The following is a 13,368-nucleotide window of genomic DNA, read 5'->3' as shown; positions in this document are numbered from 1 at the left end:
CTATTCTACTGCGTTACTTTTACAGCATCTCCATCATTTAGTCGGTTTACGCTGTTTATAATAACTTGTTCACCCGGCTGTAAGCCAGATTTTATGATGATCGTGTTCTCAGAAATCTCACCGATTTCAACTTGGTGGCGAAGAGCTTTACCACCTTCTAAAACAAATACATAATTGATACCTTGCTTTTGAAGAACAGCAGCTTGGGGAACAGTAATAACTTTATAATTATTACCTGTTGTTAATTGTACTTTAGCAAACATACCAGGCTTTAACTCACCGCTAGCATTATCAATTTTAATCTTAACACGGAACATACGACTGGCTGATCCTGCTTCGGGATTCATAATATCAACTACGCCTGAAAAAACTTTACCAGGATAAGCGTCGATAGTCACGTTTGCTTTTTGACCAATTTTCACACGTCCTAATTCTTTTTGCTCTACATTGACTACAGCATACACCTGATTAATATCTTGTACTGTCATCAATGCCAGCCCTGGAGAAACCACCTGTCCAACAGTCGCTGTTTTATTCGCAACCAGACCGTCGACTGGTGAGTTAATAACGCCATAACTATATTGTTGTTCGGAGCTGCTTTGGTTAGCTGTAGCACTTGATAAGTCGGCCTGAGCTGTTTTAAGCTTTGCCTTAGCATTATCTAATTGTTGCTCAGAAGTGGCTCCTTTTTCATATAAGGTTTGATAACGGTTAAAATCATTTAATGCCAATTCATAGTTCGCCTGCGCCTTATTTACAGCATCACTTGCTTGACGTGCAGCGTTTGCAAGCTCAACTGTGCCTAGTCTTACCAATGGGTCACCCGCTTTAACTTGTTGTCCCTCTTGAACAAAAACTTCTTCAATTAATCCAGAAATTTTAGCACTAACGGTAGCCGAGACTTGACCTTCTAGGGAACCAGTAAACGTCAAGCTAGGTACTAGATCCACCTGCTGTGCTTCTATAACTTTTACGCTCAAAGAATTATCAACAACTTTTGTTTTGTCTTTGCTCGCAAAGACACCACTGCGAAATACTAACGTAATCCCAATAATAAGTACAATTGGAATAATCCAAAATTTAGTTTGTTTCAATCGATTCATTAATCTGTCCTCCAATTTCTTCTAAAATAACCATAACATACCTACCAGTCGGTATGTTATGCCAAAAAAATAATTAGAGCTTTCTATCAGCCCTAACTATTCATCAATGTCCACATCGAATCCATCATGCGCTTACGCATCTCTTGAGATTGAAAATTACTTCCTAATGATTTTTGACCATTTACCAATGCCATAACATTGGCTGCTAATGCATAACAATCAAGATTTTTCTTAATTTCGCCCTTGTCCATCGCAACCTGAATTCTTTTTGCAAAAGCCTCACAAGTTGACACATTAATTTCTTGTACCCTTTCTTGAATTTCAGAAAATCGCTGCATCATTTCAATGTAAAAGTGCACGTGATCTACGTTGCATTCTCCTGTAGATCCTATAAATTGCTTAGAATCTTCATCGAATACATTATCAACCAATAAGGCGTATAAAATTTCTCGCAGGGTACTCTTATTACTTAATAATTCAGCATATCTCTTTTCAAAATAATCAAGGGAAAAGTGGAGCGCAGCCCGCAATAACTCATCTTTACTGGAGAAATAATGATATATCCCTCCTTTAGTAATGCCAATCTCATTCGCAACATCTATGAGTGAAACCGACTTATAGCCGCGCGTTAGCGATAAGCGCAACGCTACAATGATAATATTCTCTTTGGTCACTATATCATCCACCTTGTCATAAAAATAATAACAACAAACCTACCAGTCGGTATGTTGTTATTATCCTCCAAACCTAATCTATTGTCAATGAAAATTTGAGACAAGTAAAAACCTTCTAATTGTACTGGTTTTTCTCATAAAACATCTCATTGTATTGCCTCGTATATAGGTCCTAAAGTAGAAAAACGTAGTATAGGATTCAGACCGATATTCTCTTTTCACAGTATTTCGGATATCATCTAATTTCTTAAGAATTAAAGCACTTACTGATTCTTTACAGTCACATTCTTCAGCCAGAAATCATCACCCAACATAATAAATTTCTTTTATTCCATTATATGGTGTAGTTATGTAATGAGCGCTTATTTAAGCAAGGTTAATCATATAAAATGAAAAAAGAACCCCTCGACATGAGAGATTCTGTGTGTTTAAGTGGCAGGGGCAGAAGGACTTGAACCCTCAACCAACGGTTTTGGAGACCGCTACTCTACCAATTGAGCTATACCCCTATGGAGCGGAAAAGGAGATTCGAACTCCCGACCCTCGCCTTGGCAAGGCGATGCTCTACCGCTGAGCTATTTCCGCAATAAATGGCGACCCAGATCGGATTTGAACCGACGACCTCCGCCGTGACAGGGCGGCATTCTAACCGCTAAACTACTGGGCCACATTGTCGCGTCAACCACCGACTTGATAATAATAACACAACTTGTTCTTAATGGCAAGACATTTTTTAACGAATTATGTTAATTTACTATAAATTTTTATTATCTTTTACCACTTATTCACTATTATATAAAGACTAAGATTCAGATTGAAGTGAAATACCTTCATCTGAACCTTAAAGTTCCTTTATAACTTGCGACTGCCACGTTTTGTTATAGGGTTCCCTTGGGCACACAGGGGACAATTGTCTGGTTGGTATGTCTCCACCGTTAGATGCAATAATGCTTGATGAGGCACACCAAAGTCAGCTTTGCCGCCACTCCTATCTACTAAGATACCTACACCTACAGGTGTACCGCCATGTTCACGGACAACATCTAGAACCTCTTGCACAGAACCACCTGTAGTAACAATATCTTCTACAATTAATACCCGTTCACCAGGCTTTATGGTAAACCCACGCCGTAAGGTCATTTTACCATTTTCACGCTCTGTAAAGATAGCACGAGTTCCAAGATTCTTCCCAACCTCATGGGCCAATAAGATCCCGCCAGTAACAGGGCCAATTACTAACTCTACTTGATCTTGAGCAAACCGTTCTGCCAGTGCCTTACACAAGCTTGCTGTATGTTCTGGATATTGCAATACTTGAAATTTCTCGACATATAAAGGGCTATGTAATCCTGACGTCAATAAAAAATGTCCTTCCAGGATGGCACCTGTATCAACAAACAATTGTCTTACTTGTGTTTCATTCATGACTATAGTCCCTCATTTCTTTTAAAATATCTTCTGCAGCTTGTCTTGGATCGGTTACTCCAGTAATCGGGCGTCCAATCACTAAATGATTAGCCCCATTTAAAAGCGCACCAGCTGGTGTAGCAATACGACTCTGGTCGTTAATCGCTGCTCCACTTGGCCGAATACCAGGAGTAACTATTATAAAGTCATTACCACATGCAGCGCGAATTTGCTTTGCCTCTTGTGGCGATGCCACCACTCCATCTAAACCTGCTTTTTGTGCCAATTTAGCTAAATGAACTACCTGCTCAGACAAATCTGAGTCAAAACCAAGGGTTGACCATTCTTCTTGATTCATACTCGTTAATACAGTAACTGCAATTAACTTAGGTGGGCAAACATTCATCTGTTCTGCTTTATTCTTTACAGCTTTCGCTGCAGTTTGCATCATAGTAAATCCACCGGATGCATGCACATTGAGCATGTTTGCACCTAATTCAGTCAAAGAAGCTAATCCTTGTCCTACCGTGTTCGGTATGTCATGTAATTTCAAATCTAAAAAAATATCTTTGTTTTGTTGGCGCAAATAAGTGATAACTTGACTTCCCACACTATAGAAAAGCTCCATGCCTACTTTATAGTAATTAACAGAATCACCTAGTTGCTCCACAAGTTGCTGTACCTTTTCCATACTATGAACATCTAAAGCTACGATTAAACGTTTATCACCGTTCATTCACTCACATCCAATATTTTATATACTGACTTTACCTACTAATTGGCTAACATGGTTTAAACCACGTTGCACGAGATAGTCTTTAATACCGTCTGCTACGGATTGAGAGGCCCGAGGATCGACAAAGTTAGCCGTACCTACCGCTACAGCACTAGCCCCTGCCAACATAAATTCAATCGCATCTTCCGCTGTCATAATTCCGCCCATACCAATGATCGGTACGCTAACAGCTTGGGCAACTTGCCATACCATACGAACTGCAACTGGTTTTACTGCCGGTCCCGATAGCCCCCCCACTACATTACCTAATACAGGACGCCATTTATGAATATCAATCGACATCCCCAGTAAGGTATTAATAAGGGATATGGCATCTGCGCCAGCTGCTTCTACTGCCTGAGCCATAGCAACAATATCCGTTACATTGGGAGATAACTTTACAATGACTGGTAGATTGGTATTCTCTTTTACTTGCCGTACTACGGCAGAGGCGCTATCGCAATTCGTTCCAAAAGCAATGCCACCTTCTTTTACATTAGGACAGGAAATATTAAGTTCTACTCCTGCAATACCTTTAACAGTAAGACGAGCAGCTAATTCCCCATATTCTTCTACTGTATTACCTGACATATTCACAATAACAGGCACGTCATATTTTGATAACCGTGGTAATGTATTAGCTAAAAATTCATCTACTCCTGGATTTTCTAGACCAATGGAATTTAGCATACCAGCTGGCGTCTCAGCAATACGCCGCCCATTATTTCCCGAACGTGGTGCCAGGGTTGTCCCTTTCACAACTAGGGCACCAATCTTGTTTAAATCTACATAGTCCGTATATTCCAGCCCAAAACCAAAGGTTCCAGAAGCAGTCATAACGGGAGTTTTCATTTCAATTCCGGCTATACTTACGGAAAGCATATCCTTCTGAGTACAGCAGTCTTGCCCTCTACTCATGAAATCACCTCCTGAGCCCAAAACACAGGACCATCCGTACATACTTTTTTCCGCGTCCCATCATTAGCGGCACAAGTGCAGGACAAACAGCCTCCAATACCACAGGCCATGAAGTCCTCTAAAGAAACTTGACAAGGAATGTTGTGTTCTTCGGCAAGTCTCGCTACCCCCTCCATCATAACTCGGGGGCCGCAAGTGTAAATCATATCAAAAGTGGATTTCTTCAATAACTCAGGCAATATATCTAATGTTACACCAGCACTTCCTAACGTACCATCATCTGTTGTTACGTGGATATTATTACACATGTTATGGAACATACTAAGCCAAAACATTTCTTCTTTTGTACGACCGCCCATTAATACCTCACTAGGGCGTGGGCATAAGGCACCAGCTAGATACACTAGCGGCGCCAATCCCATTCCCCCACCAACTAACAAAGGGCGTTGACCTTGTATTGAAAAACCATTGCCTAAGGGACCCATGCAGTCTACAGAATCCTTAGTATCTAAGGTCGCCAAGTAAGCGGTACCTTGTCCGACTATCCGGTAAATTGTACTAACTGTTCCAGCCTCTCTATCTGCGCCAGAAATGCTCAGGGGGCGACGCAGTAAGGGATGATAGGACTTAGCCACTCTCACATGAAGAAATTGTCCTGGTTTTGCCACTCTGGCAATTTCTGGGGCGTATAGGACTAATTCTTTCACTTGATTGCCAATCTCACTATTACGTACAATCTGAGCTTCTACCACTAGTTTAGGCAAGGCTATCCCCTCCACCTACATAATCTTGTATTGCTAATACGTAAGACAAGCGACGCTCCCGCATGAAGGTGAGAACCTCTAATACAGCCTTTGCTGTATCCATAGAAGTAAAACAAGGAATAGCATGTTCTACTGTTGCTCGACGAATTTTGTAGCCATCGCGCTCTGGTTCTTTGCCATGAGTCAGTGTATTGATAACCATGTTAATTTTTCCTGTTTTGATCATCTGAATAATGTCAGGTTTATGTTCATGAACTTTATCCACAGTATTGACAGTTAGTCCTAAAGACTGCAGATGTTTCGCAGTACCACCCGTCGCTACTAAATGATATCCAAGATCTGCAAGGTTTTTGGCTAGTTCCCCGCCCTCTTCTTTATCTTTGTCTGCTACGGTGAATAATACCGTTCCATACTCAGGCACGTTCATCCCAGCACCTGTAATGGCTTTGTATAAGGCTCTGGCATAATGATAATCAATCCCCATAACTTCGCCAGTAGATTTCATTTCTGGCCCTAAGGATATATCTACTTGCTGCATCTTAGAGAAAGAGAAAACTGGTGCTTTAACCGCCGTATATGGTTTAGATGGTAACAAACCAGATTTATAACCAAGAGAAGCAAGACTTTCTCCCATAGCTACGCGGGTAGCTACATTTACCATTGGCACATCTGTTACTTTACTTAAGAAAGGAATCGTACGACTAGAACGTGGATTTACCTCAATAACATAGACGTTTTCGTCTACTACTACATATTGAATATTAATAAGTCCTTTGACCTCTAAGCCAACTGCCAATCTAGTTGTATAGTCCACGATTGTATTAATAATGGCAGGTGACAAGCTCTTGGTTGGGTATACAGCGATACTATCACCTGAATGCACCCCAGCTCTTTCCACATGCTCCATAATACCTGGGATAAATACATCTTTACCGTCAGAAATGGCATCCACTTCTACCTCTGTACCTTGCATATAACGATCTACTAATACAGGATGCTCAGGTGAAGCTTTAACCGCTCTCGTCATATAGTCTTTTAATTCTGCTTCCGTATAAACAATCTCCATAGCACGACCGCCTAATACATAGGAAGGCCTTACTACAACTGGATAACCAATCTTAGCTGCTTCTATAACAGCATCTGCCCCATTCGTGACTGTACCACCTTGAGGTCTTGGAATGTTATTTGCTTCAAGAAGCTCATCAAAGCGTTCTCTATCTTCCGCTCGATCTATGTTATCTACACTGGTACCTAATATTTTAACACCAGCTTTTGCTAAAGGCTGAGCCAAGTTAATTGCTGTCTGCCCTCCAAACTGTACAATAACACCTTCTGGTTTTTCTTTATCAATAATGTTCATTACATCTTCAGGAGTCAAGGGTTCAAAATAAAGACGATCTGCTGTATCAAAATCGGTACTTACCGTTTCAGGATTATTATTAACGATAATAGATTCTAAACCCATCTCTCTAAGAGCCCAAACAGAATGTACAGAGCAATAGTCAAACTCTACACCCTGCCCGATACGAATAGGGCCTGAACCTAAAACCATAACCTTACGTTTTTCCGAGACTGTCACTTCATCTTCTTGGGCATAGGTAGAGTAATAATAAGGTGTATCCGCTTCAAACTCAGCGGCACAAGTATCTACCATTTTATAGGACGGTACAATACCTTGTTGTTTGCGAGAAGTTCTGATTTCTTCTATTGAACTAGAAGATAATGCAGCGATAGTTCTGTCGGTAAAGCCCATTTTTTTTGCTTTTAACATACATTCGGAGGATATCTCCTCTGTTTTAAGCAATACTTCCATAGCTATAATATTTTTAATCTTATTTAAGAAAAAGGTGTTAATACTAGTAATTCGATGGATTTCATCAACCGAAATACCCCTACGCAACGCCTCTGCTATCATAAATATCCGTTCATCATTAGCAACGGTTAACTTTTTGTGCACATCTTCCGTCGATAAGTTCGCCATTTCAGGTATTTGCAAATGATTGAGTCCAATCTCTAGTGAACGTACTGCTTTTAATAGAGCGCCTTCAAAGGAACGATCAATGGACATGACTTCCCCTGTAGCTTTCATTTGTGTGCCAAGTATTCTATCAGCAAACATGAATTTATCGAAAGGCCAACGCGGGAATTTTACTACTAAATAATCTAGAGTAGGTTCAAAACATGCCATGGTTTTTTTCGTGACTGCATTTTGTATTTCATCAAGGTTGTAACCAATCGCAATCTTACTGGCAACTTTCGCAATAGGATATCCTGTGGCTTTAGAAGCTAACGCACTGGAACGACTAACCCGAGGATTTACTTCAATAACGTAATATTGACTACTATGAGGATCAAGGGCATATTGGGCATTGCAACCGCCTTCAATTCCGAGTTCACGAATGATTTTTAAAGAAGCAGTTCTAAGCATTTGATATTCATGATCACTCAGAGTTTGAGAAGGAGCTACTACAATACTATCTCCAGTATGAACGCCGACTGGATCAAAGTTTTCCATATTACACACAACAATACAGTTGTCTGCAGCATCACGCATGACTTCATATTCAATCTCTTTCCAACCAGCCACACTTCGTTCAATTAAAACCTGACCAATCATACTATATTTCAATCCACGAATTACAACATCAATCAGGTCGTTTTCGTTATCTACAATACCGCCGCCAGCTCCCCCCATGGTATAAGCAGGACGCACAATAATAGGGTAACCGATTTGCCTTGCAAATTCACAGGCACTTTCTACATCTTCTACAGTAATACTTTCTGGAACGGGTTGGCCAATGGATTGCATCGTTGCTTTAAATAATTCACGGTCTTCTGCCTTTTTGATTGCTTCCAATGAAGTTCCCAATAGTTCTACATTAAAATTGGACAGTACACCATTTTCATATAAGTTAACAGCTAAGTTTAGCCCTGCCTGCCCTCCTAATGTAGCTAAGAGCCCGTCTGGACGTTCTTTTGCGATAATTGCTTCCAAAAAATCTGGAGTTAGAGGCTCTATATATACACGGTCAGCAATATTGGTATCTGTCATAATCGTTGCTGGATTACTGTTAACCAATATTACCTCCAATCCCTCTTCTTTTAGTGCGCGGCACGCTTGGGTACCTGCATAATCAAATTCTGCAGCCTGCCCAATAACGATAGGCCCTGAACCGATTACCATGACTTTTTTTAGATATTCCTTCTTTGGCATAATTAAACTCCCTTCGGCAACAGCGCCATAAATTCTTCAAATAAATACGTGCTATCATCTGGCCCTGGCGATGCTTCAGGATGATATTGTACAGAGAAGACTGGCAAGCTTTTATGACGCATACCTTCTACTGTATTATCATTTACAGCCCTATGGCTAATACATACATCCAAATTTTCAAAGGAAGATTCCTCAACTGCATATCCATGATTTTGAGAGGTAATATGCACTCTGCCCGTTAACAAATTCTTTACCGGTTGATTGGAACCTCTATGACCAAATTTCAATTTATAGGTATCTGCACCTAACGCTAACGCTAATAATTGGTGACCTAAGCAAATACCGAAAATCGGTTTTTTGTCTATTAATTTTTTAATCGTTTCAATGGCATAGGGTACATCTTTGGGATCTCCTGGCCCATTTGACAAAAAGACGCCATCAGGTTTTAAGTTCATAATGTTCTCAGCTGTAGTATCTGCTGGCACAACCGTTAAATTACAACCTAAATGATGAAGAGAACGTAAGATGTTGTTTTTAATACCAAAATCCATTACTACTACATGAGGTCCTTTATTTTCAATCTTATATATTTCAGGAGTGGTCACTTCCTGTACTTCTTTCATTTCAGGAAGTACTGCGAAATATTTTTTGCTTTCTTCTTCACTTGTTTCTGCTGGAACAATAACACCTTTCATCGTTCCATTGGCACGAATACGCCGCGTGATTGCGCGAGTATCCACTCCATATATACACGGAATATTATGATCCGTTAAATATTTGGTCAATGTATTTTCACACTGATAATTACTTGGTTCCTCACAAAGTTCGCTAATAATAAAGCCGCGAACAAATGATTTTCTTGACTGTTCAAATAGATCTGCCACGCCATAGTTTCCAATGAGAGGATAGGTCAAGGTTACGATCTGACCGCAATAAGACGGGTCAGTTAGTATTTCTTGGTATCCTGTCATCCCTGTATTAAATACTACTTCTCCAACGGCACTACTATCTGCTACCAGATTTCCGTAAAACACGGAGCCGTCTTCTAATATAAGTTTCCCTTTCATATACATACCTCGCCTTTTTGCATTACGAAATTGCCATTCACTAGTGTAGCAACCGCTTTGCCCTTTAATATTTTTTTCTCATATGGAGTGTGTTTCCCTTTTGTATAAAAGGTACTACTGTCTACCACCCATTCCAAATCTGCATCTATGATCGTTATATCTGCCGGGGATCCTACCGCTAGTCCCCCTGCCTTAATTCCTAATATACGAGAAGGAGCTGTTGACATCCTCTCGACAATCTCAACCAATGTGAACTTTCCTGTATGATATAGATCCGTCAAAACAACTCCTATGGCTGTTTCTAGCCCGGCAAAACCAGAAGGTGCTTGTTTGTACTCTCGATCCTTTTCTTCAAAGGCATGGGGAGCATGATCTGTTGCAATGGCGTCTAATGTACCATCCTTTAACCCTTCTAGCAAGGCGGCAACATGATCAGAGGAGCGGAGTGGCGGGTTTACTTTAGTGGCTGTATCAAAAGTTTTTACAGCCTCATCTGTTAGAGTAAGATGATGTGGTGTTACTTCAGCAGTGACCTTAACACCCCGTTTTTTAGCTTGGCGAATTAACTCTACTGCACCTTTGCTGCTGACATGAGCAATATGAAGCAAAGAATCAGTATACTCGGCAAGCATTATATCGCGAGCGACTGCAATGTCTTCGGCTACAGCAGGTCGACCTTTCATTCCTAACATAGCCGAAACTGCACCTTCATGCATGACTCCTTCTTCTACCAAGGATTCATCCTCAGCGTGAGAAATGACAGGACATCCAAACATACTTGTATACTCAAGAGCCGTTTTAAAAAGTCGATTATTATCCAAGGAACTTCCATCATCCGAAATGGCAACTGCGCCTGAAAGTATCATGTCACCAATTTCGGATAATTCTTTGCCTTGCTGACCTTTACTTAAAGCTCCAATGACCTTAACATTCACTACACCCTCTAACTGCGCTCTCTGCAATATACCCGATACTAGAATGGCATTATCTATAGTAGGACTTGTGTTGGGCATACACGCGATGGTAGTAAAACCACCTGCTGCTGCAGCTCTAGTACCCGATGCAATATCTTCTTTTGCTTCTAGTCCTGGTTCCCTTAGATGTACATGCATATCTACAAATCCAGGAGCAATCACGAGCCCTTGAGCATCAAACACTTCCGCTCCTACTTCATTTAGATTGTCTCCAATTTTAGCAATTAAACCATTTTCTATCAATATATCAGTAACTTTATCAATATTCTGAGCTGGGTCGATCATTCGTCCATTTTTAAGCAATAGTTTCAATGTTCTTACCTCCTGTCAACACCAAAAATAAAGCTGCCATTCTCACTGCTAATCCATTTTTGACTTGCTCTTGAATAACAGATTGATCACCATAGGCTATATCAGGAGAAATCTCTAATCCTCGATTCATCGGACCTGGGTGCATAACTAGTGCATCTGGCTTTGCTAAATCCAAGCGAGCTTGATTCACACCAAAAATACGTGCATATTCTCTTGCGGATGGGAATAAACCTTTATGCTGCCGTTCCCGCTGAATGCGTAGAACATTGACAACATCAGCTCCCTCTATGGCCGCTTCCACTCTGTCATGGACAAAAACCCCTGCTTGTTCAATACCACGAGGCATTAAGGTTTTTGGTCCTGCTAAGTGAACTTCAGCTCCCATTTTCATGAGCCCCCAAATATTAGACCTAGCGACTCGGCTATGAAAAATGTCACCGATAATAGCAACTTTAAGCCCTGCAAGTTTACCCTTGCTTTCTTTAATCGTAAACATATCCAGAAGCCCTTGGGTAGGATGCTCATGAGCTCCATCTCCAGCATTGATAATTACAGGGGAGGCTATATTCGCCGCATACTGGGCAGAACCTTCAGCCTCGTGACGCATAACAATCACGTCTACCCCCATAGCTTCTATTGTATATAAAGTATCCCGCAGGCTTTCCCCTTTTGTCACACTACTTGCACTCGCAGTGATATTTACTACATCTGCCCCAAGGTATTTACCAGCTAATTCAAAAGAAGTACGTGTTCTAGTACTTGCTTCAAAAAATAAATTTACAACGGACTTACCTCGTAATGATGGCACCTTTTTTATATCACGGCCAATAATCCCCTTCATTTCTCGAGCAGTCTCTAAAATCAATTCCATCTCTGGCACAGTCATCGTTTCAAGACCTAAAATGTCTTTTCCCCGTAATGATATTTGGCGTTTACTCACAGCCACTCCTCCTCATAAATAAAACTCCTTACCAGGTAGGCAAGGAGCTTCAGGGCAACAAGATAGACTTGTGGCCGAACAAACACCCTTGCCAAACTCTCTGGATTAGCTTAAAGGATAGTATTTGTATTTTTGCAACAGAATACGCCCTACCATATTAGACTTTTGTGAAAGCCATTTATATTTATGCATGTTTTACTTATATATATACTATCAAATTATTGAAACGGTTGTCAATCCCTTTAAAACATGCATAAAAAAGCCTTCTGGCGTGTGATGACGCAAGAAGGCATAAATATACACTACTTTAGTAAATGTCTCCTTTGCAGCCTCACAGGACCACGTTAAAGGTAGTATTCTATTAGGGTGATTATATCAAAAACAGCCCTTATATGTCAATATCTTTATTCATACTGTGTACTTTCATCAAGAGCCTTATTTATAATAGAAGTAAAGTACATTAGAATAAGTTCATCATAATTAAGAAAAACTAAGAGTAATACTTTCACCTGAACGATATTACTCTCTTGATTAAGGGGATATGCGCATGTTTAAGGACCGTACCGAAGCTGGTAAAATGCTAGCTGATAAGCTATCGACGGTTTTATCTGGCAACAACATTTGCCTGTTAGCAGTGCCACGAGGCGGTGTAGTAGTTGCTGCTCCATTAGCACAACAATTAAATAGCAGTTTAGGAGTGTTGGTTACTAGAAAGATTGGCCATCCTTTAAACCCAGAGGTTGCTATTGGAGCAGTCATGCCTGACGGTAGTGCTGTTTTAGACCAGTGTACTCTTGAAAGGTTCAGTATTGGACAAACTGAACTACAGCAAATGATTCAGAGCCAACATGGTGAAATCAAACGGCGAATGCTGGCTTATACCGGAAGCGACCAACCTCCAGAAGTAACAAACCGAACTGTAGTAATTATTGACGACGGGATTGCTACTGGTTATACAATTCAAGCAGCAGTACAGTGGATTAAAACATTAAATCCAGCCAAGATAATCATTGCTGTACCAGTCGCCCCTCCTGATGTAATAGAAATACTTGATACACAAGTTGATAAAATAATCTGTCCCTTTCAACCGGAGTCCTTTGGAGCGGTTGGCATGTATTATGAGGACTTCCCCCAAACAGAAGATGAGGAAGTACTCGCTATTTTACATGAGATAAATCATCCTCGTATGTAATAAAATTCTAAGAGACAATCCATTGAAA

The 13,368-nt window shown here is 40.5% G+C and carries 11 protein-coding genes and 3 tRNA genes; 1 reads left to right on the top strand and 13 read right to left on the bottom strand.

Going from position 1 to position 13,368, the window contains the following annotated elements; all coding sequences use genetic code 11:
* Window positions 1-5: 5 nt before the first annotated feature.
* From QSJ81_RS15750 to QSJ81_RS15690, 13 genes are all read right to left on the bottom strand, one after another.
* Window positions 6-1,103: an efflux RND transporter periplasmic adaptor subunit gene (locus QSJ81_RS15750; protein WP_285718315.1), complete on the bottom strand. Its 1,098-nt coding sequence runs from the start codon at window positions 1,101-1,103 to the stop codon at window positions 6-8.
* A gap of 92 nt (window positions 1,104-1,195) precedes the next feature.
* Entirely contained in the window at window positions 1,196-1,777 is a 582-nt protein-coding gene (locus tag QSJ81_RS15745; RefSeq protein WP_285718314.1) for a TetR/AcrR family transcriptional regulator, read from the bottom strand.
* Between the two features lie 433 nt (window positions 1,778-2,210).
* Window positions 2,211-2,286 (bottom strand) — tRNA-Trp (locus tag QSJ81_RS15740).
* 1 nt (window position 2,287) lies between these two features.
* Window positions 2,288-2,362 (bottom strand) — tRNA-Gly (locus tag QSJ81_RS15735).
* 6 nt (window positions 2,363-2,368) lie between these two features.
* Window positions 2,369-2,444 (bottom strand) — tRNA-Asp (locus QSJ81_RS15730).
* Between the two features lie 185 nt (window positions 2,445-2,629).
* Window positions 2,630-3,202: an orotate phosphoribosyltransferase gene (pyrE, locus tag QSJ81_RS15725; RefSeq protein ID WP_285718313.1), complete on the bottom strand. Its 573-nt coding sequence runs from the start codon at window positions 3,200-3,202 to the stop codon at window positions 2,630-2,632.
* Window positions 3,195-3,920, bottom strand: coding sequence for an orotidine-5'-phosphate decarboxylase (gene pyrF / locus QSJ81_RS15720; protein ID WP_285718312.1), 726 nt, complete (start codon window positions 3,918-3,920; stop codon window positions 3,195-3,197). The genes pyrE and pyrF overlap by 8 nt, the downstream gene beginning before the upstream one ends.
* Before the next feature lie 18 nt (window positions 3,921-3,938).
* Entirely contained in the window at window positions 3,939-4,877 is a 939-nt protein-coding gene (locus QSJ81_RS15715) for a dihydroorotate dehydrogenase (protein WP_285718311.1), read from the bottom strand.
* Entirely contained in the window at window positions 4,874-5,641 is a 768-nt protein-coding gene (locus QSJ81_RS15710; protein WP_285718310.1) for a dihydroorotate dehydrogenase electron transfer subunit, read from the bottom strand. Before QSJ81_RS15710 ends, QSJ81_RS15715 begins: the two co-directional genes overlap by 4 nt.
* Window positions 5,634-8,855 carry a carbamoyl-phosphate synthase large subunit gene (carB, locus tag QSJ81_RS15705; protein WP_285718309.1) on the bottom strand — a complete coding sequence of 1,074 codons (3,222 nt, stop codon included), beginning with the start codon at window positions 8,853-8,855 and terminating at the stop codon, window positions 5,634-5,636. The genes QSJ81_RS15710 and carB overlap by 8 nt, the downstream gene beginning before the upstream one ends.
* A 2-nt stretch (window positions 8,856-8,857) precedes the next feature.
* The gene (gene carA / locus QSJ81_RS15700; protein WP_285718308.1) at window positions 8,858-9,922 is read right to left on the bottom strand and encodes a glutamine-hydrolyzing carbamoyl-phosphate synthase small subunit; all 1,065 of its coding nucleotides are present in this window, start codon (window positions 9,920-9,922) and stop codon (window positions 8,858-8,860) included.
* Window positions 9,919-11,208: a dihydroorotase gene (locus QSJ81_RS15695; protein WP_285718307.1), complete on the bottom strand. Its 1,290-nt coding sequence runs from the start codon at window positions 11,206-11,208 to the stop codon at window positions 9,919-9,921. Before QSJ81_RS15695 ends, carA begins: the two co-directional genes overlap by 4 nt.
* Window positions 11,192-12,148, bottom strand: coding sequence for an aspartate carbamoyltransferase catalytic subunit (locus tag QSJ81_RS15690; protein ID WP_285718306.1), 957 nt, complete (start codon window positions 12,146-12,148; stop codon window positions 11,192-11,194). The genes QSJ81_RS15695 and QSJ81_RS15690 overlap by 17 nt, the downstream gene beginning before the upstream one ends.
* A gap of 547 nt (window positions 12,149-12,695) precedes the next feature.
* Between QSJ81_RS15690 and QSJ81_RS15685 the strand changes: the two genes are divergently transcribed.
* Window positions 12,696-13,340: a phosphoribosyltransferase gene (locus tag QSJ81_RS15685; protein ID WP_285718305.1), complete on the top strand. Its 645-nt coding sequence runs from the start codon at window positions 12,696-12,698 to the stop codon at window positions 13,338-13,340.
* Window positions 13,341-13,368: the final 28 nt, after the last annotated feature.

Source organism: Pelosinus sp. IPA-1 (assembly GCF_030269905.1).
Lineage (GTDB): Bacteria > Bacillota > Negativicutes > DSM-13327 > DSM-13327 > Pelosinus.
The sequence above is the reverse complement of the archived record's forward strand: the minus strand, read 5'-3'. Positions and strand labels throughout refer to the sequence as shown.